This window comes from Winogradskyella sp. (assembly GCF_028289625.1).
Classification (GTDB): domain Bacteria; phylum Bacteroidota; class Bacteroidia; order Flavobacteriales; family Flavobacteriaceae; genus Winogradskyella.
Genome location: NZ_JANQOM010000029.1, coordinates 1 through 25,325 on the forward strand (window position 1 = coordinate 1; position 25,325 = coordinate 25,325).

Annotated in this window: 25 protein-coding genes; 4 read left to right on the forward strand and 21 right to left on the reverse strand. The window is 33.6% G+C overall.

Going from position 1 to position 25,325, the window contains the following annotated elements; genetic code table 11:
* Positions 1–212: uracil phosphoribosyltransferase (locus Q0992_RS05965; protein WP_367277949.1), on the forward strand; the 212-nt coding region annotated here is incomplete at its 5' end.
* A gap of 3 nt (positions 213–215) precedes the next feature.
* On the opposite strand, the gene purD is transcribed toward Q0992_RS05965, so the two are convergent.
* A complete protein-coding gene (purD, locus tag Q0992_RS05970) occupies positions 216–1,487 on the reverse strand; it encodes a phosphoribosylamine--glycine ligase (protein ID WP_299521430.1) in 1,272 nt (423 codons plus the stop codon).
* Positions 1,488–1,572: 85 nt separating this feature from the next.
* Between purD and Q0992_RS05975 the strand changes: the two genes are divergently transcribed.
* Positions 1,573–2,883, forward strand: coding sequence for a phenylacetate--CoA ligase family protein (locus Q0992_RS05975; protein WP_299521431.1), 1,311 nt, complete (start codon positions 1,573–1,575; stop codon positions 2,881–2,883).
* A gap of 4 nt (positions 2,884–2,887) precedes the next feature.
* Entirely contained in the window at positions 2,888–4,048 is a 1,161-nt protein-coding gene (locus Q0992_RS05980) for a glycosyltransferase family 4 protein (RefSeq protein WP_299521432.1), read from the forward strand.
* On the opposite strand, the gene Q0992_RS05985 is transcribed toward Q0992_RS05980, so the two are convergent.
* The 3 genes from Q0992_RS05985 to Q0992_RS05995 form a co-directional block, all read right to left on the reverse strand.
* The gene (locus Q0992_RS05985) at positions 4,045–5,319 is read right to left on the reverse strand and encodes an undecaprenyl-phosphate glucose phosphotransferase (RefSeq protein ID WP_299521433.1); all 1,275 of its coding nucleotides are present in this window, start codon (positions 5,317–5,319) and stop codon (positions 4,045–4,047) included. The genes Q0992_RS05980 and Q0992_RS05985 overlap by 4 nt on opposite strands.
* Before the next feature lie 198 nt (positions 5,320–5,517).
* The gene (locus tag Q0992_RS05990; protein ID WP_299521434.1) at positions 5,518–6,816 is read right to left on the reverse strand and encodes a UDP-glucose/GDP-mannose dehydrogenase family protein; all 1,299 of its coding nucleotides are present in this window, start codon (positions 6,814–6,816) and stop codon (positions 5,518–5,520) included.
* 15 nt (positions 6,817–6,831) lie between these two features.
* Positions 6,832–7,833 (reverse strand): NAD(P)-dependent oxidoreductase, encoded by a 1,002-nt coding sequence (locus tag Q0992_RS05995; protein WP_299521435.1) that lies wholly within the window; start codon positions 7,831–7,833, stop codon positions 6,832–6,834.
* Between the two features lie 46 nt (positions 7,834–7,879).
* Here Q0992_RS05995 and Q0992_RS06000 point away from each other — a divergent pair, with 46 nt between their 5' ends.
* On the forward strand, positions 7,880–8,971 hold the full coding sequence (locus tag Q0992_RS06000) for a glycosyltransferase (RefSeq protein ID WP_299521436.1): 1,092 nt from the start codon (positions 7,880–7,882) through the stop codon (positions 8,969–8,971).
* Here Q0992_RS06000 and Q0992_RS06005 read toward each other — a convergent pair.
* The 17 genes from Q0992_RS06005 to Q0992_RS06085 all read right to left on the reverse strand — a co-directional run bounded on the left by Q0992_RS06005 (position 8,966) and on the right by Q0992_RS06085 (position 25,305).
* Positions 8,966–10,021 (reverse strand): O-antigen ligase, encoded by a 1,056-nt coding sequence (locus Q0992_RS06005; RefSeq protein WP_299521437.1) that lies wholly within the window; start codon positions 10,019–10,021, stop codon positions 8,966–8,968. The two genes, Q0992_RS06000 and Q0992_RS06005, sit on opposite strands and share 6 nt — an antisense overlap.
* A gap of 149 nt (positions 10,022–10,170) precedes the next feature.
* The gene (locus Q0992_RS06010) at positions 10,171–10,977 is read right to left on the reverse strand and encodes a glycosyltransferase (protein WP_299521438.1); all 807 of its coding nucleotides are present in this window, start codon (positions 10,975–10,977) and stop codon (positions 10,171–10,173) included.
* The gene (locus tag Q0992_RS06015) at positions 10,964–12,346 is read right to left on the reverse strand and encodes an O-antigen ligase family protein (protein WP_299521439.1); all 1,383 of its coding nucleotides are present in this window, start codon (positions 12,344–12,346) and stop codon (positions 10,964–10,966) included. The genes Q0992_RS06010 and Q0992_RS06015 overlap by 14 nt, the downstream gene beginning before the upstream one ends.
* A gap of 5 nt (positions 12,347–12,351) precedes the next feature.
* A complete protein-coding gene (locus Q0992_RS06020; RefSeq protein WP_299521440.1) occupies positions 12,352–13,266 on the reverse strand; it encodes a sulfotransferase in 915 nt (304 codons plus the stop codon).
* Between the two features lie 6 nt (positions 13,267–13,272).
* On the reverse strand, positions 13,273–14,568 hold the full coding sequence (locus Q0992_RS06025; protein WP_299521441.1) for a polysaccharide biosynthesis C-terminal domain-containing protein: 1,296 nt from the start codon (positions 14,566–14,568) through the stop codon (positions 13,273–13,275).
* Positions 14,569–14,581: 13 nt separating this feature from the next.
* Positions 14,582–15,103 (reverse strand): hypothetical protein, encoded by a 522-nt coding sequence (locus tag Q0992_RS06030; protein WP_299521442.1) that lies wholly within the window; start codon positions 15,101–15,103, stop codon positions 14,582–14,584.
* Between the two features lie 15 nt (positions 15,104–15,118).
* Positions 15,119–16,375 (reverse strand): GTP-binding protein, encoded by a 1,257-nt coding sequence (locus tag Q0992_RS06035; protein ID WP_299521443.1) that lies wholly within the window; start codon positions 16,373–16,375, stop codon positions 15,119–15,121.
* 15 nt (positions 16,376–16,390) lie between these two features.
* On the reverse strand, positions 16,391–17,296 hold the full coding sequence (gene cysD / locus Q0992_RS06040; RefSeq protein WP_299521444.1) for a sulfate adenylyltransferase subunit CysD: 906 nt from the start codon (positions 17,294–17,296) through the stop codon (positions 16,391–16,393).
* Entirely contained in the window at positions 17,289–17,891 is a 603-nt protein-coding gene (gene cysC, locus Q0992_RS06045) for an adenylyl-sulfate kinase (protein ID WP_299521445.1), read from the reverse strand. The genes cysD and cysC overlap by 8 nt, the downstream gene beginning before the upstream one ends.
* A gap of 1 nt (position 17,892) precedes the next feature.
* Positions 17,893–18,381, reverse strand: coding sequence for a DUF2061 domain-containing protein (locus tag Q0992_RS06050; protein ID WP_299521446.1), 489 nt, complete (start codon positions 18,379–18,381; stop codon positions 17,893–17,895).
* On the reverse strand, positions 18,363–19,166 hold the full coding sequence (cysQ, locus tag Q0992_RS06055) for a 3'(2'),5'-bisphosphate nucleotidase CysQ (protein ID WP_299521447.1): 804 nt from the start codon (positions 19,164–19,166) through the stop codon (positions 18,363–18,365). The genes Q0992_RS06050 and cysQ overlap by 19 nt, the downstream gene beginning before the upstream one ends.
* A gap of 97 nt (positions 19,167–19,263) precedes the next feature.
* Complete coding sequence (gene rfbD, locus Q0992_RS06060) at positions 19,264–20,133, reverse strand: dTDP-4-dehydrorhamnose reductase (protein ID WP_299521448.1); 870 nt, start codon at positions 20,131–20,133, stop codon at positions 19,264–19,266.
* Positions 20,133–20,678, reverse strand: coding sequence for a dTDP-4-dehydrorhamnose 3,5-epimerase (gene rfbC / locus Q0992_RS06065; protein WP_299521449.1), 546 nt, complete (start codon positions 20,676–20,678; stop codon positions 20,133–20,135). The genes rfbD and rfbC overlap by 1 nt, the downstream gene beginning before the upstream one ends.
* Position 20,679: 1 nt before the next feature.
* Positions 20,680–21,543, reverse strand: coding sequence for a glucose-1-phosphate thymidylyltransferase RfbA (gene rfbA, locus Q0992_RS06070; protein WP_299521450.1), 864 nt, complete (start codon positions 21,541–21,543; stop codon positions 20,680–20,682).
* Complete coding sequence (gene rfbB, locus Q0992_RS06075) at positions 21,540–22,562, reverse strand: dTDP-glucose 4,6-dehydratase (protein WP_299521451.1); 1,023 nt, start codon at positions 22,560–22,562, stop codon at positions 21,540–21,542. Before rfbB ends, rfbA begins: the two co-directional genes overlap by 4 nt.
* Complete coding sequence (locus Q0992_RS06080) at positions 22,555–23,610, reverse strand: hypothetical protein (protein WP_299521452.1); 1,056 nt, start codon at positions 23,608–23,610, stop codon at positions 22,555–22,557. Before Q0992_RS06080 ends, rfbB begins: the two co-directional genes overlap by 8 nt.
* 3 nt (positions 23,611–23,613) lie before the next feature.
* Entirely contained in the window at positions 23,614–25,305 is a 1,692-nt protein-coding gene (locus tag Q0992_RS06085; RefSeq protein WP_299521453.1) for a hypothetical protein, read from the reverse strand.
* Positions 25,306–25,325 lie beyond the last annotated feature (20 nt).

Consider the following 25,325-nt stretch of genomic DNA (forward strand, 5'->3'; position numbering starts at 1 on the left):
ACGGAATACAAGATTTATTTGTCGACTACCTATTTGCTCCGTTTGATGCTTTAAGGGCATTTGAATTGGAAAATTGGTTTGGCGCCAACATTATGTCATGGATTTTTATGCTTATTGGTTTTGTTGCTTTTATTTATTGGATGATGCAATTGGCCAAGTATAATGCTAACAATGAAGAGGATAAAAGTGTAACTGCACACTCTTATCTTTAGGATTTAAAGATCAAAACCGATATCCTTGCGATAATACATCTTATCGAAACATAGTAAATCTATGCTTTGATAAGATTTTTTTATGGCTTCTTCATAGTCTGTTCCATAAGATGTAACTGCCATTACACGTCCACCTGAGGTTACTACTTTTCCATCTCGGGATTTAGCACCAGCATGAAAAACAATAGATTCTTTAACGTCATCCAAACCAAAAATTTCCTTGTCCTTTTCATAAGCTTCAGGATAACCACCTGACACTAACATAATGGTTGTTGCTGCACGTTCTTCAATATCGAGCTCTATTTCGGATAATGTACCATTAGACATAGCATTAAAGATTTCAACCAAATCGTTTTTTAATCTAGGCAAAACGACTTCAGTCTCAGGATCTCCCATTCTTACGTTATACTCAATCACTTTTGGGTCATCCCCAACTTTTATTAAGCCAATAAAGATGAACCCAACATAGGGCAAATTATCTTTTTGTAAACCTTCAACTGTTGGTTTAACGATTTGGTTTTCTATCTTATCTAAAAATTCTTTTGAAGCAAAAGGAACAGGAGATACAGCTCCCATACCTCCTGTATTTAAACCAGTATCTCCTTCACCAATACGCTTGTAATCTTTGGCGGTTGGTAGTATCTTATAGTCTTTACCATCAGTTAAAACAAAACAGCTTAATTCTATACCATCTAAAAATTCCTCAATAACCACTTTGGTGCTCGCCTTACCAAATTTAGCATCAACCAACATGTCTTTTAATTCCACTTTTGCCTCTTCAATGTCCTTAATGATAAGTACCCCTTTGCCCGCAGCTAGTCCATCGGCTTTTAATACATATGGTGGTTCCAAGGTTTCTAAAAATTGATAACCTTCTTCAATATTAGCCTTGGTAAAACTCTGATAGGCTGCTGTTGGTATATGATGACGTTTCATGAATTCTTTTGCAAATTCTTTACTCCCTTCTAATTCTGCAGCTGCCTTTTGTGGTCCGATTACGGAAACACCCTTTAAGTGTTCGTCCTGTAGAAAATAATCATGTATGCCTTGTACCAAAGGATCTTCAGGACCAACAACAACAATTTCAATATTATTAGTAATGACTGTTTTTTTAATCCCTTCAAAATCTGTCACTGAGATGTTGAGATTAGTCGCAATTGATGCTGTTCCAGAATTTCCTGGGGCCACAAAAAGGGAATTACAAAGCTCGCTTTGTGCTATTTTCCATGCAAATGTGTGCTCCCTTCCTCCTGAGCCAAGTACTAAAATATTCATGATTTCATTTTGTTTGGGCAAAAATAATTGGTTTTGATTTGAAAAAACAATTAATTTACAGAAACCTTTTTAGGGCTTAAAAATCTTGCGACTCTTCGATTTATCTCTCAAAATAAATGGCTTTGCTATTGACAAGGCAAAAGAGGTCTTATCTGATATTCAAGCGCAAACTGATCTTGAATTCAACAACTACATTACTGCTAAAAAAAAGGATATTATTTCTTTCCATTTGAAGCATAATACATTTTATAAATCTTTTGCTAAAACTTCTAATGTAGAAGATTGGAATTCTATTCCTGTTATGACCAAACGCCATTTACAACAGCCCTTAGAAAAACGCCTAAGTGATGGATACCAACAAAAAAAGGTCTACATTAATAAGACATCTGGCAGTTCTGGAGATCCTTTTATCTTTGCTAAGGATAAGTGGTGTCATGCCTTAACTTGGGCGGAAATTATTAATCGGTTTTCGTGGTATGATATCGACTTTAACACCTCGAGCCAAGCCAGGTTTTACGGTATCCCTTTAGATAAAAAAGGCTATTATAAAGAACGCTTCAAAGATTGGTTAAGTAATCGTTATCGGTTCTCGGTTTTTGATCTAAGTGATGCAGCGTTTTCAAGAGCATTAAAGATATTTCGCTCTAGAAAATTTGAATATATAAATGGTTACACGAGTCCTATTGTTCAGTTTGCAAAATACCTTAAAAGGAATAATATTGTTTTGAATACGGTTTGCCCAAGCCTTAAAGTTGCCATTGTTACCTCTGAAATGTTATTTGATGATGACAAAACCTTATTGAAAAAACAATTTGGCCTCCCAATTGTAAATGAGTATGGGGCTTCTGAATTAGATTTGATAGCCTTTCAGAATACTGAGGGTGAATGGCAAATTAATAGTGAAACCCTATATGTTGAAATTTTAGATAATGAAGACCGCATTTTATCCCATGGTGAAGAAGGTAGAGTCGTTATAACATCACTTTACAATAAGGCACATCCATTTATAAGATATGATATTGGTGATATTGGTGTCTTGGATAAAAAAAGTTCCATGCGGAAGCCTATCTTAAAAAAATTGGTTGGTCGTACCAACGATATCGCAATTTTACCTAGCGGAAAGAAAGCTTCGGGATTAACGTTTTATTACATCACAAAAAGTGTTATTGAAAATGACGGTAACGTATCCGAATTTATTATCGAACAAGTTGCTATAGATACTTTTGTTATAAAATTTGTTAGTCAGCAACCTCTATCATTGGATAAAAAAAGTGTTATTGCCAAGGCGATAGAGCAGTATTTAGAGGCCGGGATTTCTATAACTTTTAAACGCGTTGACGTACTAGACCGTTCCACATCGGGTAAACTAAAACAATTTACATCTTACATTAATTAAGCCAATGGAAGATCTAATGATTATTACCAGTTATTTTCCGCCTGAGATTGGTGCGGCATCCAATCGCATATACCATTTGGCAGATGGTTTAAAGTCTAGCTATAATATTCATGTAGTAACTCCTCTACCCAATTACCCAACTGGAAAAATCTTTAAACCTTATAAAGGTAAGTTTAAATTAAAATCTGTGGAGAACGGTATCGCCGTTAGTCGGCTTTGGCTGTATGCTAGTAAATCTAAAAATAAGTTTCTACGGTTTTTTGCCATGCTATCATATAGTATTAGTTTGATTTTGTTCTTTATTTGGAACAAAATACCAAGTAAGGTAATTATTCAATCCCCACCGCTATTGGTTGCTTTCACGTGTATCTTCTTTTTGAAATCAAAAAAACGAAAAGTGATACTTAACGTTAGTGATTTATGGCCCAGTGCCGGCTTTGAACTTGGCGCTCTTAAAAAGAATTTTAGTTATAAACTTTTGAAAAGACTTGAGGCCTACAATTACAGAAATGCAAATCTCATTTTAGGGCAGAGTAATGAAATACTAGCACATATCGAAAATATCACAGGGAAACCAAAACTCTTCCTCTATCGTAATTATCCAAATATTGATTTTAAAGATTTAAAAGACAATTCTTCAGATTCTAAAATTCTTAAGGTTGTTTACGCAGGCCTATTGGGTGTGGCTCAAGGTATTTTGAGACTTTGTGAAAATCTAAATTACGATAACATTGAGTTACATATTTATGGCTCAGGTTCTGAAGAAATGGATTTAAAATTATTTATCGACGCTAATAAACAACTCCCTGTTTTTTTTTATGGAAAAGTTGATAGGGAGACATTACATAAAGAATTACTAAAGTATGACTTAGCTATTATTCCTCTACTCAATAGGATATATGGTTCTGTTCCCTCTAAAATTTTTGAATATGCCAAATTAGGGTTGCCCATGTTATATTTTGGTGGTGGTGAAGGCGAAACCATCATTAGTGAAAACGAACTAGGGTGGATAGCAAAAGTAGGAAATTATGACCATCTAAACGCTGTCATTACATCAATAGACAAAACGGATATAACTCTAGACATAAAGAAAGAGGTTCAAGAAATGGCTCATAAAAGTTTTGACTTTGATTTACAACTAAGTAAGCTAAAAAAAGAGCTTTAATAGGCTTTATCTTCGCCTTTCACAGCATTAATGAAGGTCTGAGATATAATTCTAAGGTCTAAGAGCAAAGACCAGTTTTCGATATAAAATATATCATATTTAACCCTCCCAATAATATCTTTGTCCGTTTCTACTTCACCTCTAAACCCGCTGATTTGCGCTAATCCCGTTATTCCTGGTTTCACAAAATGTCTTACCATAAATTTATCTATTTTCTTTGCATACATATCAGTATGGCTAACCATGTGAGGTCTAGGGCCTACAACAGACATATCGCCAAATAGCACATTAAAAAATTGTGGCAGTTCGTCGATACTTGTTTTTCTTATAAACTTACCCACTTTAGTAACTCGTTGGTCTCCTCTTGTGGCTTGGTAAAGATGCGCATCCTTGTTAGGCGTCATAGATCTAAATTTATAGCAATCGAACTCCCTATAATTAAATCCGTTTCTTGACTGTTTAAAAAAGACTGGACCTTTTGATTCTAATTTAATCAGTATCGCAATTAAGGGGGTTAACCATGACAATATAAACACTATTACAACACTGGAGAACAAAATATCAAAACTGCGTTTTATAATCATATTCGCAGAATCTTCTAGAGGAATATTTCTTAATGTTAATATAGGTATATAGTCATAATATTCGTATCGAAGTTTTTTAGAATAAATCTCTTTACTGTCTGGAATGAATTTTAAAATTTTCAGGTTATTATCAGCAAAATCGACTATATCGGCAATCTGTGAGTTTGTAAGTTCTGAAATGGAGCAATAAATCTCATCAACTCCTTCGTTTAGAATAAACTCAAAACAATCATTTAACGATTGTTCTTTATTTCTGAAGCTATATGTTTTCTTATGTAAATAACCATACTCTGGATTTTTATTGAAGAATTTCTCCAAAGCTGAAGTCTTTTTATTGAGGCCGAAAATCACTGTTGATCTGTAATTGCCGCCAAAAGAAACTCTATATTTCTGTAGTAGATAATAAATCGCAAATTTGAAAATTGCAATCAGTAAAAAACAAAGTAATGTATATTTTACAATCGCCCTTGGATATATATGCATCTCATGGTATAAACCAGAAAATGCAAATACGAAAAGTAGAAATAAAACTAGCTGCCTGACTATTAGAGATAGAATATTTACAGGTCTTGTATATCTGTAGACCTCGTAAAATCTTGAGTAAATAGATAAAAGAACCCAGCCAACCGATATAAATGCAGAGAAAATTAGAGGGTCTTTACCTTGTAGAAGGTATAAAAATCCCATACCATTTATTATACTTAAATCAATTAAGTATGATATTGGCCTTAAGTATCCTGAATATCTTCCGTGTTTAAATAAGCTCAAATCTTGAAACTAATTTGAATAGTGTTTATTATTAACCCAAAATAGTTACTAATAATTTAAAAACACATATGAAACATATTTTGTCAATTCTTCATAACTTTGATGAATAAATCAAGTTTATCTTCCGATGGAACTATATATAAAACCTTCTTTTTCCATATCTTCAAGATCATATAAATTTCTACCGTCAAAGATAACATGATTGCTCATTAGCTCCTTCGCCTTATTGAAGTTAGGAGTTCTAAAAATACCCCACTCCGTACAAATCACTAAGGCTTCTGCATTTTCTAGTGTTTCATACATGTTTTTAGAAAAACCTATTTTATCACCAAATTTGCGTTTTACGTTAGGCATAGCTTCAGGATCGAATGCTTTTACTTCTGCACCCTCTTTTAGCAACTCGTCAATGACATAGAGCGATGGTGCTTCTCTAATATCATCAGTTTCGGGCTTAAACGCTAACCCCCAAACTGCTATCTTTTTTTCTTTTAGGTTATGATTAAAATGGGCTTTAATTCTTGGTATTAAAATAGTCTTCTGTTTTTGATTGACTTTTATAACGGAGTCTAGGATTTTAAAATCATATCCAAAACCCTTCCCGGATTTATGAAGGGCTTTTACGTCTTTAGGAAAACATGAGCCGCCGTAACCAATTCCTGGAAATAAAAATCGTTTGCCTATTCTCGAGTCTGTACCCATACCTATCCTTACTTTGTCTACATCAGCACCTACTTTCTCACAAAAATTAGCGATTTCATTCATAAAAGTAATTTTGGTCGCTAGAAAAGAATTAGCTGCATACTTGGTGAGTTCTGCAGACCTTTCGTCCATTATTATTATTGGATTACCCGATCTAACAAAAGGTTTATAAAGCTTTTTCATTATTTCAGTGGCTTTTTCAGAGCTAGAACCAATTACAATACGTTCTGGCTTTAAGAAATCGTCTACTGCAAAACCTTCTCTTAAAAATTCTGGGTTCGAAACCACATCAAATTCAACATCTGTATTTTTAGCAATCGTCTCTTTTACTTTATCCGAAGTCCCTACAGGCACAGTACTTTTATCAATAATTACCTTGTAGCTTTTTATCATCTTGCCCATATCATCTGCAACGCCCAAAATATATTTTAAATCTGCAGAACCGTCTTCATCTTCTGGGGTTGGTAGCGCCAAAAAAATGACATCGGCAAATTCCAGACCCTCAGCTAAGGATGTAGAAAATGTTAATCTTTGTGCTTTTATATTTCTTTCAAATAATACGTCTAAATGTGGTTCGTAAATGGGAACAACACCCGATTTCATTTTCTTTACTTTTTGTTCATCAATGTCTACACACAGTACTTCATTGCCTGTTTCCGCTAAGCATGTGCCTGTTACCAAGCCTACATATCCAGTTCCTATAACTGCTATCTTCATTTTTTTAATTTTTTATTATTTAAAATCTGATGGGGAAACCTTTTGCCAATGGTCGAGTGATTTTTCAAAATCATATTTAAAATTGAAACTGCTATTTATTAAGTACTCGGGTCTAATATTTGTTGGAAATCCAGCTTTTTTTACCCTAACAGGATGAATATCAGATTTTTTTCCTAATAATTTGAAAATAAATTGTGCTAAAAACGCAATAATTATTAAAATTTTCAATGGAATAGAATAAGTTGGTTTCTTATAATTAAATTTCTTTTTAATAATTTTTGTCATTTCTTTTAAGTTGACAATAGGGTTTTCAGCGTAGTTGTACAAAATAAATTTATCCTCTTTATCCATAGTAAATAAAGCACTGTCAATTAAGCCGTAAATATAACCATATGCCTTCATAACATTGCCATTATTTGGTAAAATAAACATGCCTTTTTTTAATGCTCTAACCATTCTATAAATATTCCCTGGATCATTTGGCCCATAGATAACACTTGGTCTGACAATTATCAATCTTTTTCTATTATTAATGTCGTTAGATAGCCAATTTTTGTGTATCAGCTCTGCCATACTTTTTGATATTCCATAAGGAGTTTCAGGATATAATGGGGATATCTCCGATCTTTGTTCTAAAGATTTACCATATGGTGCTATGCTACTGGTAAAATATATATTATTAATACCAAGTCTTTGGGCAAAGTCATTTATATTATTTGCTCCATTTATATTTGTGTCAAAATATTCTTGAGGCTGGTGCCCAGGCTCTCTGTGTATAGCTGCTAAGTTGAATATCCAAGAGTTGTCACTATCTATATTTTCATTAGGTAAATCTATTGGCTTCCTAACATCCAATTCAATATAGACAATTTTTTCTTTGTTAATTTCACTATCAAAACCTAAAGGTTTTTTTATGTCGAGTATGTAATATTTATCATATCTGTTGAGTTCTAATAGTCTCTTAATTAAAAACCTAGCAATATATCCCGATCCCCCAAATAAATAAGCTACTTTCATTTACTATTTCATAATTTAATGCAAAAATAGTTTTAATTTTGTTCCTATGAAAAAATTAAAAGTGCTTCACATTTCTGAGACTTTTGCCGCAGGGGTTTATACATATATTAAGGACATTTGTGAGTTTTTTGATGAAATAGAAACGGTTGAATCTTACGTTATTTATAGTGGTATACGAAAAGGTACAAACAGAGATAAGTTTTCTAAAGATTTCTCGAAAAATGTTACTCTGATTGAAGTTAGAATGGAACGAGAAATATCCCCATTAAAGGACTTTAAAAGCACTTACAAACTTATTAAAACTATCAGAAAGATTAGCCCTGATGTTATACATTTACATTCTTCAAAAGCTGGTGTAATTGGGAGGGTTGCTTCGAAGTTTTACCCCATGGCAAAAGTGTATTATACTCCTAACGGTTATTCTTTCCTCAGGGAGGATGTTTCACCATCAAAGAAAAAATTTTTTAAAATTATTGAAGGTATTACAAACAAATTATTTGGAGGGGTTACAGTTGCGTGTGGGGATACAGAATATGAATACGCAAAAACAATAGGCCCTGCCTTATTGGTTAGAAATGGTGTTAATATAGACGAGGTTTATGCTCATAAACTAGAAAAGCAAATTAATAAAGGTGTCTTTGTTGTAGGAACAATGGGGCGCCTTAGCCCTCAAAAGAATCCTAGGCTATTCAATGAAATAGCCCTGCTAAATCCAAACATCAGATTTATTTGGATTGGTGATGGCGAATTAAGAAATGAGGTTTCCTCAAAAAATATAGAAGTTACAGGCTGGAGGCCAAGAGAAGAGGCTCTTAAAAGTGTAAATGAATTTGATATTTACTTACAAACTTCCTTGTGGGAAGGCCTACCTTTTACCATTATCGAAGCAATGGTCTTAGGTAAACCAATCATCGCCAACAATGTCATCGGTAATAAAGATGCCGTGGAGAACAATTATAACGGTTTTTTATGTAATTCCATTGAGGAATTTGTAACTGCAATAAATAAAATTCAAAGCAATTTCGATTTAAAACAAGAAATGTCTATTAATTCTAAGACTAGAGCAAACAAATTGTTTGACAGAGATGAGAATTTCAAAATTTTGCAGCAAATATATTTTGATAGTTCAAAATCATGAACTAGTTTTCATTTTAGGTTTACTGAATTCGTTATTTACTGTACCTACTATAATTAAGGAGAATAGATACACACCAACTTGTCGATGAAAAAAGTTTTCTACACATCCAAAGAGAACTATTATTAAAAGAATATTTAGAAGGTCTGTGTTCTTTTTAGTCAACCTGAACAGTTCGTACTGTAAAGCTAAAAAAATCAAGAGGCCAATAATACCTGTGCATAGCAAAAAATCCAAATATTGATTGTGGGTATTGAATCTTCTCTTCACAAACCATTGTTCTCTTTTCTCCTTTTGAATAAAGTCTATATAACAATTATTTAACTTCTCTTGTGTGTCGCTATAACCGGTTCCTGTAAGCAAATTGTCACTTTCGGTAAATATACTATATACGCAGTTCCAAATGACGTAACGAGGTTCCCATTCTCTTACTTTGTGAAAAAAGTCTTTCTTTTTGTCTGAATGAAAAAATCGTTTTGAAAGGTTATCATTTAAAAAAAACAGACTTAATACTCCTACAAAGGCTACACCCATCAATAATATAGTCTTTTTGATGGCCGCTTTTTTAAACAAATTTATTACAAATACGATTAGAATTGCCAGTATTGCAATTCTAGAAACCACAAGAAATACAACAAAAACGCTAAGGACAACTCCAAGAACTAGCCATCTCTTAATTTTGGGGCTTAACTTGTTGTTTATTAAGACTATAGAAAATCCTACACTTAATGAGTTTATCAATCCAAAGTATAGGCGTTCTACAACCAAAATTTCGTTAATCTTTTCACCACTTGCAATCTCAAAATTATTTTGAGTGTATATATGCTGGCCTATTTCATAAATAGATATGAGATTAACTATTCCTGTAGATAAAATAAAAGAGATTAAAACGCCCTTTTTATTTTCTATCGGAAGTGCTAAAAGTAATATGATCAGATAAATTGGAAGCTTTTTTAATATGTATAAATCGCTATCGAATGTAGAAAAGAATAACGATTTTAGAACAACAAATAAAACCATTAAAAAGGAGAGTACATAAAGTTTATTCTTCAACCTTTCTAGTTCGGATTTTTTGATCGTAAAAAAAAACAAAATAGACAGAACGGCAAGAAGAATATTAGGTATTGCCCTAACATTTTGCTCAAACGGAATTGTAAATATCAAAGCGTAAAACAGGTAGTGATATAAAGTCCTTAATGGTTTCAACTTTTTTTGGTTTTCTTCTTTAATTGTGTTGTAAATGTTCTAGACAGGAATAAAAGTAAAATGTTCCTAAATAAACCATAGATTGGATATATCCCAAAATAAAAATTATCTAAAATTACCCTTAACCTATTCAAAACCTGTAAACGCCGTTTCGTCGTTGAAATAGAGTTTGGATCTACAATGTAATACATAAGTCTTTCGGTTAGGTTTTCGGCTTTATAGTTATTAACAACCTTAAAAAAAAAAGCATAATCTTGGGATGCCCTCTTATATTTAAGCGGATAGTCACCTACTACTTCTAGGATTTCAGACCTAAAGATTACTGATGGATTTAAAAACATACTATTTATAAACATCCTTTTCTTTATAATCTCGTATTCAGATGGTAATTGAAGTTCGTGTAAAAAAACACCGTTATTATCCAAAACATCTGCGCATGTGCCTAATAGCTTTACGTCACTATGTGCATCTAAATAATCAATCTGTTTTGCGCATTTATTTTCTTTAAAAATGTCCCCACAATCCAAACGGCCTATTAATTCATAATTCATCTCTAGTGCTCTCTTTAAGCCGAGGTTTGCAGCAACCCCAACACCACTATTCTTTTCTAAATATTCAAAGAAAACTCTCCCAGAAATGTATATCTCTCTTACTCTATTCTCATTTGGCTTTTGTACACTGCCATCATCTATTACTAAAATATCTATGTCGAATGGTTCGTTAATTGATGCTAGGGAATCTTCCAAACCTTTTGGGTTGTTATAGTGAGCCATAACAATGACTAGGCGACTATTTGTATTCATTCTTTAATTGATTATCCATTACTATTAATAGTGCTAAACACAACCAAAACCCATATACTCTAAATGTATCCATTTTTAGCCAGTTTAAGAGAAAACCAGCCATTGATATCGTTATTATTAAACTCATTATTGTCTGATTTCCTTGCCTTATAAACGTCTTGTTATAACACCAAAAAATAATATTCATCAAAAGAAACAAAAAAATAATAAATCCTATTATTCCTGTTTCTGCTAATATTCGCAAATATAAATTGAATACAGGAGGAAAGTTTGGATGATCCTCGTTTAAGTATTTAAATTTAAACTCCCAATTATTTTTCGTTGCCCAATCAGGAAATTTATCTTTTGCCTCAAACGCCTGCATTCCATGTCCAACTCCAATAATTGGATTTTCTAAAAATACTTGGAATACTGCATATTGTATTCCAAACCTTGTCTTATTTGAATTAGAATGCTTGTCATCTTCTAAGTCAAACGAGGCTACTTCATTATAAATAATTTCAGAAGTTGTTCTTCCAAAAAAGACCAATAATACCGAGCCTGAAAAAAATAAAATCAAAAAAATATTCACAAATAGTTTTTTGAACTTTCTGTCTTTCATCAAGTACAGAATAAATATAATAATCTGGACAATTATGATAAAAAAACCTGCTCTTGATCCAGATAAAAATGCAAACAATATCACTAGTGCCGCCGGAATAAATCTTTTTAATCCTTTCTCTGTCAATATATAGCTAAACATCCAACCCGCAATACTTATTAGGTAAGTAGCTAACGCAGGAGATTCAAAAGTAACCGAGGATATTCTGTATGTCCATCTATCAAACTTTACTTTAGTAAAAGGAAAGTAATCAAAAAGCAGTAGTGTTTCTCTTAGTGAATCAACCTTGAGCTGAACTATTAAATATTCTATTGTGCCATATATCACTACTATGATTAATGAAAATAAAAACACCCTTCTAATTAAATAGACTATGGTCTTTAATTCCTGATTTTTTATAATATTAAAAAATAGTATAAATAAAACAACACACGAAATAATCAATGCCACATACTGTCTCAAAAAACGAGACAAGCCAGATGTCTTTTTAAAATAATAAAAACTAATATCGTAAACATTAAAAAAAGCCGTAAGCGCTATCCAAATAAGGAGTAAAACTACTAACTGAAATATCGAACTTTTGATAGGAATGCTTACTCTGCCCGAAAATAGTAGCAAAACAAATGAAATTAAAAAAAAAAGAACACAGGAATCCCTATCAAACTCTCCAAGGATTCCAAATCCAGAAAAAGAGTTAAATGGAATAAAAAAAACCCCTATTAAAAAAATAAAAGCCGCTAACTTCTTAATTGATAATGCTCTTCTCATAAAATTTAGTGTGTATATCTGCTATCCCATAGCGAAATATCTACACCCTGCTTTTCTAATTTTTTTACATCTTCCTTAAAAAAATTAATTAAGTACTCTTCGCTTTTCTCATCAATTTCTGGTGAAGGTACTTTATACTTTTTTAAAATTTTATGTTTTACGTGCTTTAATTTTACTCCGACGGGAATAATTTTTTTTATGGCACTTTTTAACGGTGTCTGTTTAAAAATCAATTTGGTTACAGGGTTAATATCATATACACCACCTGGGTTGTATCTTCTACTTAAATTATTGGGAATATAAGTGCTATCAACTCCTAGAAAATCAAATACTTTTCTTATAGTTTGTTCGGTGTTAGAATTGAGCTCTTCTTGTGTAAGAATCAATACGTCTTTAAATACTCTTTTAGCTTCTAGGACTTTGTGTGAATAACTTGAGTTAAATGTATAATACCAAAAATCGGAGTAGTTCTCAGATTTCCTTTGGTCTTCGCTCATCAAGGCCTCATAAAAACCCAATGTTTCCCTATGCTCCCTTAACAAATGTAAATAGTTTGAGAATGCTCTTTTAACTGGATCTCTTAATAAAATAATTACTTTGGGGCCGTTTAGTTGCTCCTTAATTCTCAGGAATAATTCAGGATAATTTATATAAGAAGGAGATGCATCACCTATGGCCTTTTCATCGCTTGCGTTCTTAAAGCAGTTCTTGTATGCCTTTAACGACTTAATCTGTGGTTTTTTTATCTCCTTATCTCCCGGGCCTTGATTTTGTTTGGCTAAAATATGACTAGTAAAAAAATGCAGTTCTTTTTGTTTAGGCATAAATATTTCGGGATGCTCTTTTAAATAGTAATGCAATGCAGTGGAACCACATTTTGGAAATCCCGAAATTATAAAATTTGGTAGTTTATTAGACATAAATAGTTACGATAAAAATGTTTTAATTCTGTCTTTTTTATAGGCATATAGTGAGGCTGTTATTCTCCATATTATCATACTTATTGCTGTTGCAAGCGCAGCCCCATTCATTCCATATTTTGGGATAAATATAATATTAAGAGTGATATTAATTGCTAGTCCCGTTAAAAGAATTTTATGTAGGATGTTTTGCTTTCCTGTCATATTCATGTATATTCCTGAAGACCCAAAAATAGAACCAACTAACTGACCGATTAAAAGTAAAAAAAGAGCTTCTTTGGCTTGAATATACATAGGCCCAAATAACTTTAGTACAAAATCGGATAATAACACCAGTGAACCCGTAGCAACTAGAGTTAGAACAAATATTAATCGAATACTATTCTTTATAAGAGACTTTAGTTTTTTTTTGTTTTGATCTGTGTAGATTTCAGCAATCTTCGGGGCAATAACGACGTTCACGGACAATAGTGCCAAGGTAGATGCGGTGGCTAGTTTCACTGCAACAGCGTAATATGCCACGTTTTCATAGCTGTCATATTTACTCAGTAAAATGATATCTATACTCTGCATCATAAAATATGATATGGCACTAATAGCCATAGGGTATGATTTTAGAAGAATGTTTTTATAAGATACTCGGTGCGAAATAGTGCAGGCTGTTAGCGATAATAGCTTTATACCAATATAAACCGTTGTGCACAGCCAAAGTATGGCAAAGCTTATTAAATATGATTCTATTAAGTACGCTTCGAGATTATTAAAAGCGAGAAATATAATTATCAAGAAAAAAGGGAGGTATCTAAAAACATTTCTAAAAACTTCTGATAATACCGTTTTTCCTAATGCGCGTACCATATCGATGTTCAACATTGACCATGTATAAACAAAAAGAACCAATATTACTTTATTTATAAGCTGGTAAGCATCTGGCTTTTCGAAAAAAGAATTTATAAAGTCTTCGCTCAAAAGTCTCGTTATAATAAAAAAGAGCAGGGAAATCGTAAAAATGATACTAATCATCTTAAAATAAACTCTTCTTAATTCAAAGATGGAGTTTTTAGCCTTCAAAAAGCCCGAATAATATATGATGGATTGATTTGTACCCAATAAAGAGATACCCCCTATTATTAGTAGAAATGACCTCACAAAGTCATACCTACCAATCAATTCTGCATCAAAATTATTGGTTAGAAATAGGGAAAGTCCAAAAAATATAAGGACTCCACACACTCTTAAGGAAAGAACTTTTAAACTACTTCCTAACAGTTTACCTTTTTGATTTACAAGGCCTTTGAGCATATAAGAATTTAAGTTATTCTTTTGTGAGTCTGTTAATAAGGCCTCGTTTTAGTTTTATAACAGGATATAACTGTCCGTCTATTGTTGAGATAACGAAATTGTTATTGATGGAATCATATTTTACGTATTTATTGATAGAGACATTTTTTCTAATTTCAGAAGAATTTATTTTCAAATCTTTATTCCCAAAATTGAGATTTAGTGCTTGTATCTCAATGACTTTATTCTTTTTATTCCCTGGAATAAAAAGAATGTCTTTTGATGGGTTATTAGTATCAAATACAACGGTTATATTATCGAAACTAGATGTCGGATATACATTTTCAGAAAACTGAATACTTTTTTTCTGAAACTCATCGACGACAATATTGTTCATGGCAATTTTAAAAAAATCAGGTTCAGTGGTCTTAAAGTCGATACTTAAGGTGAGCTCTTTCTTCGTTGTTGCCGCCTCTAGGTTTAAATTATTGGTTTTGTCTGAGTTTCCGCAAGAACAACAGAGCAAAACAAGAACGAAGAATTTTAAACTTTTCATAACTTAAGACATAATTTACACAATCATTCCGGCTGCAACAGTTTCATTTGTTGCATCATCTATAAGGATTATGCTACCAGTAGTTCTATTTTCCCTGTACTCATCAATCATTAATGGCCTAGTAGTTCTTATTTTTACTTTAGATATATCATTCATATGAAGTGTCTTATCCTCCTTATTTCTTGCTAAAGTTTCTATATCGATCTTGTAGACAATCTCCTTTATCATAGCCTTTTGGTCGTTGCTCGTGTGTCTTATACTATACTTGGTTCTTGGGCGCGATGGATCATTGTTTAACCAGCACAGCATCACTTCAATATCTTGTGTTGCTCTTGGTTTATTGTTAGATCTTACAATCATATCACCTCTACCAATATCTATGTCATCTTCAAGTGTAATTGACACGGACATAGGAGCAAAAGCTTCCTTTAGTTCTCCTGTATAATTATCGATAGTTTTTATTTTACTGGTAAAACCAGATGGCATTACTGTAATTTCGTCGCCCGGTCTAAATATTCCACCTTCAACACGACCTGCATAACCTCTATAATCTCTATTGTCATCATCGCTTTGAGGTCTAATTACAGTTTGCACAGGGAATCTTGCGTCTACTTTGTTAATATCGCTACTTATATGCATTGTCTCTAACGTATGTAGTAATGGCGCTCCCTGATACCAGTCCATCTTTTCTGACCTGTTAACTACATTATCTCCTAATAATGCACTTATAGGAATAAAACGAACATCCTTTACTAACATTTTAGACGAAAACTCTTCAAACTCATTAATAACTTTATTATAGGCTTCCTCCGAAAAATCGACCAAGTCCATTTTATTAATACAAACAATAACATGCGGTATTTGTAGTAAAGAAGCTATAAAAGAATGGCGTTTTGTTTGCTCAATAACGCCGTGTCTCGCATCGACAAGGATAATAGCTGCATTAGCTGTTGAAGCACCTGTTACCATATTTCTCGTATACTGAATATGGCCTGGTGTGTCTGCAATGATAAACTTACGTTTTGGAGTTGTAAAATATCTGTAAGCCACATCGATAGTAATTCCCTGCTCCCTTTCGTCTCTTAGCCCATCGGTAAAAAGTGCTAAATCAACACCTTCGTGTCCCTTTTTTTTACTCGTATTTTCTATGGCCTGAAGCTGATCTTCAAAAATGGATTTGGAGTCGTAAAGTAAACGCCCTATTAAGGTGCTTTTTCCGTCGTCTACGCTTCCTGCTGTTGTAAATCGTAATAATTGATTATTATCTATCATTATCTGTCAATTTCTTTAAAAATATCCTTGTCTTTTTCTGTCTTCCATCGCGGATTCTGATCGTTTATCATCACTTCTATTACCGCGCTCTGTCTGGCGCATACCAGAAACTTCATTGGCAATTTTCTCTAAAGTGTCTGCATCTGATTCTATCCCGCCTGTAATTGTAATATCTCCTAAAGTTCTAAAGCGCACTTTTTTAGTCACAATCTCTTCATGCTCTTCTAAAATCAAAAATTCGGAATTTGGTATCCAGCTATTTTGTCTCCAAACTACTTCTCTTTCGTGAGCAAAATACAATGATGGGATGGCAATATTTTCGCGCTGAATATAATTCCAAACGTCCATTTCTGTCCAGTTACTTATTGGAAAGGCTCTAAAATGTTCACCTTCAAAATGTTTGCCATTAAAGATATTCCAAAGTTCTGGTCTTTGGTTTTTTGGGTCCCATTGCCCAAAATCATCTCTATGCGAAAAGAAGCGCTCTTTAGCTCTGGCTTTTTCTTCATCGCGTCTTCCGCCTCCAATGGCACAGTCAATTTTATTGGCTTCAATAGCGTCGAGAAGCGTTGTAATTTGAAGCGCATTTCGGGTGGCATTCTTACCTTTTTCTTCTGCAACACGGCCTTGGTCTATAGACTCTTGAACTGATCCAACAATAAGCTGAACACCAAGTTCTTTAATAATATCATCTCTAAACTTGATCGTCTCTGGGAAATTATGCCCAGTATCTACATGCATTAAGGGAAATGGAATCTTAGCTGGAGCAAAAGCTTTTTTCGCTAGGTGTGTAACTAAAATTGAGTCTTTTCCCCCAGAAAACAATATTACTGGATTATCGAACTGCGCCCATACTTCGCGCAAAACAAAGATGGCCTCGCTTTCTAACTCATCTAAATAGTTTAAATAGTATTTACTCATCGTTGAGTTTAAGTTTTGGTGTTATGTAGTCAATTACTTTTACCACAGCATCTTCAATAGACTCTGTTTCTGTTTTTATTTCTATGTGAGGGGTCTTGGGTGCTTCATAAGGCGCAGATATCCCCGTCATGTTCTTTATTTCTCCGGCCCTCGCCTTTTTATATAAGCCTTTAACATCCCTGCGCTCGCATTCTTCTAAGCTCGTATTCACATAGATCTCGACAAAGTTAATATCTTTAACGATAGTTCTAATATTATCCCTGTCTTTTTTATAGGGTGACACAAACGCTGCTAATACTACTAAACCAGCATCGATCATAAGGTTAGAGACTTCCGCAATGCGTCTAATGTTCTCTGTTCTATCTTCTGGAGAAAAGGATAGGTCATTGTTAATTCCTTTTCTAATATTGTCACCGTCTAAAGTATAGGTTTTTATGCCCCGTTTATGCAGCTCTTGTTCTACCGCATTTGCTATTGTAGACTTCCCCGAACCTGATAAACCCGTAAACCACAAAAGAAATGAATTATGGTTATTGGCGGTTATTCTATCTTTTTTTGAAACTTGATAACTATGGGGTATAACATGCTTTGCCATATTAGTTTTTTTTACCTAGAAAGAATTGCCTCACTTTTCCGAGAGGAAGTTTCAGCCACAATCTCTCATGTAAATAATAGAGCACAAATTTCGTAAATAATTCTGTTAGAGCAATAAACATCGCTATCTCGTCAAAAGTTTCGAGGATCGTACCAGAAATGACGAAAGTCATGGTTGTTGCAATAATCCTCCAAGATATAGTTTTGTGGAGCGTCTGCTTTTTATCTACTGTTTTATTCTGCAGAATATTTTGCCATACACGTTCGTGTAAATAATAAACGAGAAACTTAATGACGAATTCTAGAGCTCCAATTTTTATGGCGTTTTCTAAACTGCAGCTTCCATTAAGACAAGTGACCAATAAAACTACCGCTATAGTATCTGTCGTGGCGACGATACGCCAAGAAACACCTTTAAGAATACTCCTTATATGTGATTCTTTTCTATAAGTAGGCATATTTTTAGTTCTTTCTAAGAGACTATGAACCAAGGATTCAGTAGATTCTCTTTGTTATACGCTAGCGGTTGTTCTGTTTCTTTTGAGATAACTTCAACTCCCACTGCATTGCAAATCGCTTGGCCTGCAGCAGTATCCCACTCCATTGTTGGAGCAAATCTTGGGTAAATATCGGCATTTCCTTCGGCTACCAGGCAAAATTTTAAGGAACTACCCTTAGAAACTATGGCAACCTGATTACCTTCTTTTTCTAATTGATGTACAAAAGCTAGGGTCTCGTCGTTCATGTGAGATCTACTTCCGACTACTTCTAAAACACTAGTCCTTGCCTTGGGCTGAAGAGGTTCTAGTTGGTTTAATATATCTTCGAAAGCCGTGTTGTGTTCTGATAATCTGACTTTAAAGGCCTTATTATTAGGGACATCACCAAAATATAGCACCTTAATTGCTGGTACATATATGACACCCAACCTTGGTTTTCCATTGTCAACTAGGGCTATGTTTACCGTAAACTCACCGTTTTGTTTTATAAATTCTTTAGTACCATCTACAGGATCTACAATCCAACAGGCACTCCATGATTTGCGTTTGCTGTAGTTGGTCTGTTTATTTTCTTCACTAATAATAGGAATATCCGTTGGTTTTAAGAATGAATTGATAATATCATTTGCGTTTTTATCGGCAATGGTTAATGGTGATTTATCATCTTTTAGTTCTACATCGAACTCTGTATTGTAAACTTGCATTATCGCATCACCAGCTTTTAATGAAGCCTCAATTGCAATTCTTAGTTCTTTATTTTGTTCTATACCAGTCATATACTTCTTTTATTCCGTTTTAAGGCTCATTTTCTAAAATTAGTACCCCTATCTATAATCATAATGTAGCTTTTTTTCATTTCTAGATTAGAAAAAATTAAACTATAGACTCTTGTGATTTAAATAGTTCTAAGGTTTCACTTAAACTCTTTTGCCATGTGTTTAAGGTTTTGTTATAAATATTTTCCGTATGACTTACGTCTAACACACTGTACTTTGGCCTTTTTGCTTTTGTTTTATATGTGTCAACAGAAGTGATATTATCTAATTTATCTACATCGTAAATCCTAGCTATCTCTCGAGCAAATCCATACCAGGTTGTCTTTCCTCTTGCTGAAAAGTTATAAACACCATAAGGTATATTTTCAGCCGTTAGTATGTGTAAAATAAACCTTCCAAGATCTAAACAGCTTGTTGGAGTTCCTGTTTCTTCGGTGGTAATATTTAAAACCTTGTCTTTTGCTATCCAATTGATAATAGTTATCATGAAGTTTTTACCATAGATAGAATACAGCCATGATGCTCTAATAATGTAGTATTCGGCCATTATATCCTTTATGTACCGCTCACCTCCTAACTTTGATCTACCATATTGGTTAATAGGATTGGTGGCGTCATTGGTGGTATAAGGTGAATTCTTTGTGCCATCAAAAACATAATCTGTTGACACATGAATTAATTTTACATGGTAAGCCTTACAAATTTCAGCAATGTTTTTTGTGCCTATAGCATTGACTAAAAATGCATTTTTAAAATCAGTTTCTGCCGCTTCTACGTTAGTATAGGCTGCACAGTTAATACAAAAATCAAAGCTGTTATTTTTGAAGGTATTATCAATAGCGTCCTTATTAGTGATATCTATCTCGCTTTTAGTATAAAACTTATAAGAGCTATTAGCATTTCCCGCCGAATGCTTTAGTGTTTTTCCTAATTGTCCGTCTGATCCTAAAACCGCTATTCTCTTCATTATAACTTAGCATTTTTTAAGGTGGGAAGTAATAAGTCCTTATCTGAGATTATGAGTTCATCAGTTGAAAAATTCCAGTCTATACCTAAATCTCTGTCGTTATAAATAATTCCTGCTTCGGCTTCTTTATTGTATGGGTTATCACATTTATAACTGAAAATTGTATTATCCTCCAATACCAGAAACCCGTGGGCAAAACCTCTTGGTACAAAAAATTGGATTTTGTTTTCACCAGATAAAACTAACGAGACGTGTTCTCCAAATGTTAAAGAATCTGATCTGAGGTCAACAACTACATCTAATACTTTTCCTCTCACTACCCTTATTAATTTGGCTTGGGCATTAGAACCTCTTTGGTAGTGGAGTCCCCTTAAAACCCCTTTAGATGACTTAGACTCATTATCTTGAACAAAATTTATCTTTAATCCTGTAGCCTTTTGAAAAGCTTCTTCATTATAACTCTCAATAAAATACCCTCTTTTATCCTCAAAAACCTGGGGTCGTATAATATAGCAATCTTTTAATTTTGTCTCTTTTACTATCATATTATTGGGAAATTAAACTTAGAAGGTGCTTACTATATCCGCTTTTAGTTAAAGCTTTGGCTATTTTTTTCAATTGTTCATCGTTTATATATCCCATTCTATACGCTACTTCTTCGATAGCACCAATTTTAAGACCTTGACGTTCCTCTATTACCTGTACAAATTGCGACGCTTGCATTAAAGATTTAAACGTCCCAGTATCTAGCCAAGCAGTTCCTTTGTCTAATACACTAACTTTTAATTTGCCATGTTCTAGATATATTTTATTGACATCGGTAATCTCTAATTCTCCTCGTTTGCTTGGTTTAATGCTTTTCGCTATCTCTACAACTGAATTGTCATAAAAGTAGATGCCTGGTACAGCGTAATTAGATTTAGGGCTTGAGGGTTTTTCTTCGATCGAAACTGCAACTCCATTTTTGTCAAACTCAACAACTCCATAGCGCTCAGGATCGTGAACGTGGTAAGCGTAAATTATTCCTCCTTCTGGATTATTATTTTGCTGTAGTAAATCTGCCAAGCCTGTTCCATAAAATATGTTGTCGCCAAGTATTAGGGCTACTTTATCCTTACCAATAAAATCCTCAGCTATTATAAATGCTTCTGCCAATCCATTTGGGAGCTCCTGCACTGCATACTGAAAATTACAACCGTACTTCTTTCCGTCTCCTAGTAGCTTTTTGAATAAAGGTAGGTCTTGAGAAGTAGATATAATGAGTATATCTTTTATACCCGACCACATCAGTGTGGTTATGGGATAATAAATCATCGGTTTGTCATAAATAGGCATTAATTGCTTGCTAACCGCCAATGTAATTGGGTGCAAACGTGTTCCAGAGCCTCCTGCTAAAACAATTCCCTTCATTGTTTTTTGTATTTATTTAAATACCATTTTATTGTTTTTAGAATACCTGTTTCAAAATTCTCCTTTGCTTTCCAACCAATTTCATTTTCAATTTTTGTTGCATCAATGGCATATCTAAAGTCGTGACCGGGTCTATCTCTTACAAAAGCTATTTGTTTAGCGTATTTATCTTTTTTAGGTCTTAGTTCGTCTAAAATATCGCAAATTTTATGGGCTATGTACAAATTGTCTCTTTCGTTCTTGCCCCCTATGTTATATGTCTCGCCTGATTTTCCCTTTCTATAGGCTAAATCAATACCCCTACAATGATCTTCCACATAAAGCCAATCCCTTATATTTTTACCATCACCATAGATAGGAATATTTTCATTATTTATTGCCTTTCTTATAATAGTAGGGATTAATTTTTCATCATGTTGCTTTGGTCCATAATTATTGCTGCAATTCGTGGTAACCACATTCATACCATATGTATGGTAATAACTCCTAACAATAAAATCCGATGATGCTTTAGAAGCACTGTATGGACTATTTGGAGCATATGGTGTCTCTTCAGAAAACAACCCTATTTTGCCAAGTGTGCCATAGACTTCATCGGTAGATATATGATGAAATCTATTACTTTCACGACCTTCCTTAAACGAAAAAGGGGCATTCATCCAATGATTCTTAGCGGTATTTAGTAAGTTAAATGTTCCATAAACGTTTGTGGTAATAAAGGAGTCTGGGCGTTCTATAGAGTTGTCTACATGAGATTCTGCAGCAAAGTGGATAACACCAGAAAAATTATGCTTTTGAAAAAGATTGTTTACGAGTTCAACATCACAAATATCACCCTTAACAAAACAATAATTTTCGTGTTTCTTTAACGATTCCAAATTAGAAAGCTTACCGGCATAGGTAAGCTTATCCAAATTTACAATTTTTACGTCTTGATAATTTTCTAAAAAATAAAAAATAAAGTTTGAACCTATAAAACCTGCACCACCAGTAATTAGTATGGATTGGTTATTATTCATATTCCTTGATGAATTTAAATGCTTTTAACAAGCAATAAACTAATGTCATAATCAACATAGACAATGCAGGAAAAACTAATGAATATCTCTCAAACACATTTTTTTCTATCGTTCCTACTTCTTCGAAACTAGATAGTATATCATAATATTCACTTTCTTCTAGTGCCTCTTCCTCAAGTATTCTCAACGAGTTTCTAATTTTTAACTCCTCTTGGAAGAGCTCAAACTCTTTGGTTTCAGTCTTTGCCTGTACTAATGGTATAATACCTCCCACACCTAATGTTGCTTCTTCTCTTTTTGATTCGCTTGTTTTAATATCCAAATACATCTTCTGTAGATTCTCTACTCTTTCTAATTCTTGAAGATAAATTCGCTTTTTAACATTCCTAATCGAATCTGTTCTATCTTTTAACTTTATAGAATATTCGTTCTGAAAGGTTTTTATAAACCCCTGTTCTAAACTTGGAAAAATATCGTTACTGATTGCCCTAGCCTTAACCGAGAAAATACTCCCAGCAAGTATATCTCTATTTTCAATAAAGTCTTCGTAGGTAACATCTACTGCCAACGTACTATCTAAAGATTTTATGTAATCGTCATACTCTTTAATTAAATCGTTCTGTGTTTCAGGTCCAATCTCAATTTCAAACCCAATCAATTGCTTTGCTGTAGTAGAACTGTCAATTTCAAAAATATTTGATAGCTCCCCATAATTTTCAGAACTAATTAGGGCGTTAAAGTAATCTACATTATTGGCTAGTTGGTATTTGGAATCGTAATAAGGTCTTACCAACATCTCAGATATGAAGGTGGGTTCATTTAATTTTTCTATTGAAAACCCAATTAAAGCTGAAATCATTAGCAAAATAGCGATAAGCTTAAAGTTGTTTACAAGAGGTTTTAAGGCAAAAATTAAAGCTGAAAAAAGACTTTTGAAAAGTCGCCTAATAAAAGCAAACAACTTTTCAAAAAGTCGCCCAATAGCGTTAAACAACTGTCCTAAATCGACTTCTTCATTTTGTGATTCTTGAGGTACTTTATCACTCATGTTTTAAGAATTAAATATTTGTTCTAGTATTTTTTTTGTAATTACGTATGTTGGCCTAACACCAGATGTTCCTAAACCTCCAGATGCTAGAGTACTGCCTGTTTCTAAAGGGTTATCACTAGCATAATATGCATATCTTACTTTTACATCTTCGTTTATACTTCCTCTAACTTTAGACGCAGCTTGTATTGCTTTTTGATAGTGCGCGCCCTCCATTTCCAAGCCAATGACATTCCAAGTAGACTTTTTAAAGAACTTTAAAATTTCCTTATTCTGTAAAGAGGTGCCTAAAACCGTTATCATAGTGCCCTCGTATACGTCTACGCCGCAATCTACTAAATCGTTTTTACTTAGCTCATTTTTAAACGGATAATTATCTGCTGTACCCTCAAAAATATGAGCAGACGGTATCATAACATCCCCTTTGCCTCCTTCAAGAATGCCAGCTTTGCCCATAATTGAAATCGATTTTACATCTAAATGTACTTTTTTACCACTGGCCTTTATGGGTTTTAAAAATTCGTCTAAAGTTTCATAGGCTTGTTCACCAAAGGCATAATCCATAACAAAGATAACCGCCTTCTCATTCCTATTGGATTGGGTATATTCAAAATCTGTATTAGAAAAATCTATCTTATCAGTATCAAAAATTTGTACGTCAATGTTGGTTCCTGAGGTATCTTTTACATAGATCATTCCGTTTTGCAACGCTGATTTTTCAACTTTGTTGCGAATTGTGCTATTATTTGGGTTACTTAATGTTTCGTAAATCTCAAAAATATCTTTCTTAGCATTAATACCTTTTAATATTCCTTTGGCAAAAATAGAATTCATAACACTATGCATGTTGGCACTGATAATATGAATAGGGCGTTCTAATAATCCATGCCTATGCATTACAGCCTTGATATTGTCTGCCCAAATTTCCCCATGAATATGATGTCCAATCCGTTCTCTTAAAACAGGGCTAAACGTAATGGTTCTTTTTGCATTGTTAACAACCTCTTCAATCGCCAATTTACCTAACCAGTATACAATATGTAATAAACGTTCGGGCTGATTAGAAATTGCAAATTTTGGATAAGCCTCTGTAAGTTCATTAAATGTTCTTCCTAAAATATTTGCTGTATGCGTAATGGCAATTTCACGTTCCTTTTGTGTTAATTTTTTGGTTGAATTAACAGCACTCTCTAACTTCTTCCAATCTCTTGTGGTAGAACCATCTTCGTCAATGAGAACACGCTTACTGATTTTATGGGACTCAACAAATAAAAAAGTAAGATGTGTAAGAATATCATAAATCTCAGAGCGGCCTCTAGTGATTTCAATATTCATTTGCTCACCATCAATACGATAGCAATTTCGTCTCCGTTTTGGTGGAATTATGGGTTTAAAATGTGAATTGGCATAGCCTTCATCACTGGTGAGATTTATAAAAGTGCACTCCTCTATACCTTGTGGTAATCGGTCGATGACATATAACAAGCCTTCTAATTCGGCTTTCTCTTCGGCAATAGAACCATATATTTCAGGGCGTAAAAGTAAAAGTGCTTCACGCAAGGTTTCACCCGAAACTCCCATTGGTTTGTAAAATCCACGATTAAATAGATGTCGCATGGTTATATACATCCGCTCTATTGCGCTAGAGCTTTCTTGAGCTCTTGTTCTTTCATGTCTTTTATTAGTTTTACCCATACGCTATTTTAACCTGCAAA

Excerpts from the sequence above, each read along its gene's own strand:
- purD (WP_299521430.1), bottom strand. The coding sequence starts at position 1,487 with ATGAATATTTTAGTACTTGGCTCAGGAGGAAGGGAGCACACATTTGCA.
- Q0992_RS05980 (WP_299521432.1), top strand. The coding sequence starts at position 2,888 with ATGGAAGATCTAATGATTATTACCAGTTATTTTCCGCCTGAGATTGGT.
- Q0992_RS05985 (WP_299521433.1), bottom strand. The coding sequence starts at position 5,319 with ATGGGATTTTTATACCTTCTACAAGGTAAAGACCCTCTAATTTTCTCT.
- Q0992_RS05990 (WP_299521434.1), bottom strand. The coding sequence starts at position 6,816 with ATGAAGATAGCAGTTATAGGAACTGGATATGTAGGCTTGGTAACAGGC.
- Q0992_RS05995 (WP_299521435.1), bottom strand. The coding sequence starts at position 7,833 with ATGAAAGTAGCTTATTTATTTGGGGGATCGGGATATATTGCTAGGTTT.
- Q0992_RS06000 (WP_299521436.1), top strand. The coding sequence starts at position 7,880 with ATGAAAAAATTAAAAGTGCTTCACATTTCTGAGACTTTTGCCGCAGGG.
- Q0992_RS06010 (WP_299521438.1), bottom strand. The coding sequence starts at position 10,977 with ATGAATACAAATAGTCGCCTAGTCATTGTTATGGCTCACTATAACAAC.
- Q0992_RS06015 (WP_299521439.1), bottom strand. The coding sequence starts at position 12,346 with ATGAGAAGAGCATTATCAATTAAGAAGTTAGCGGCTTTTATTTTTTTA.
- Q0992_RS06020 (WP_299521440.1), bottom strand. The coding sequence starts at position 13,266 with ATGTCTAATAAACTACCAAATTTTATAATTTCGGGATTTCCAAAATGT.
- Q0992_RS06025 (WP_299521441.1), bottom strand. The coding sequence starts at position 14,568 with ATGCTCAAAGGCCTTGTAAATCAAAAAGGTAAACTGTTAGGAAGTAGT.
- Q0992_RS06030 (WP_299521442.1), bottom strand. The coding sequence starts at position 15,103 with ATGAAAAGTTTAAAATTCTTCGTTCTTGTTTTGCTCTGTTGTTCTTGC.
- Q0992_RS06035 (WP_299521443.1), bottom strand. The coding sequence starts at position 16,375 with ATGATAGATAATAATCAATTATTACGATTTACAACAGCAGGAAGCGTA.
- cysD (WP_299521444.1), bottom strand. The coding sequence starts at position 17,296 with ATGAGTAAATACTATTTAAACTATTTAGATGAGTTAGAAAGCGAGGCC.
- cysC (WP_299521445.1), bottom strand. The coding sequence starts at position 17,891 with ATGGCAAAGCATGTTATACCCCATAGTTATCAAGTTTCAAAAAAAGAT.
- cysQ (WP_299521447.1), bottom strand. The coding sequence starts at position 19,166 with ATGACTGGTATAGAACAAAATAAAGAACTAAGAATTGCAATTGAGGCT.
- rfbD (WP_299521448.1), bottom strand. The coding sequence starts at position 20,133 with ATGAAGAGAATAGCGGTTTTAGGATCAGACGGACAATTAGGAAAAACA.
- rfbC (WP_299521449.1), bottom strand. The coding sequence starts at position 20,678 with ATGATAGTAAAAGAGACAAAATTAAAAGATTGCTATATTATACGACCC.
- rfbA (WP_299521450.1), bottom strand. The coding sequence starts at position 21,543 with ATGAAGGGAATTGTTTTAGCAGGAGGCTCTGGAACACGTTTGCACCCA.
- rfbB (WP_299521451.1), bottom strand. The coding sequence starts at position 22,562 with ATGAATAATAACCAATCCATACTAATTACTGGTGGTGCAGGTTTTATA.
- Q0992_RS06080 (WP_299521452.1), bottom strand. The coding sequence starts at position 23,610 with ATGAGTGATAAAGTACCTCAAGAATCACAAAATGAAGAAGTCGATTTA.
- Q0992_RS06085 (WP_299521453.1), bottom strand. The coding sequence starts at position 25,305 with ATGGGTAAAACTAATAAAAGACATGAAAGAACAAGAGCTCAAGAAAGC.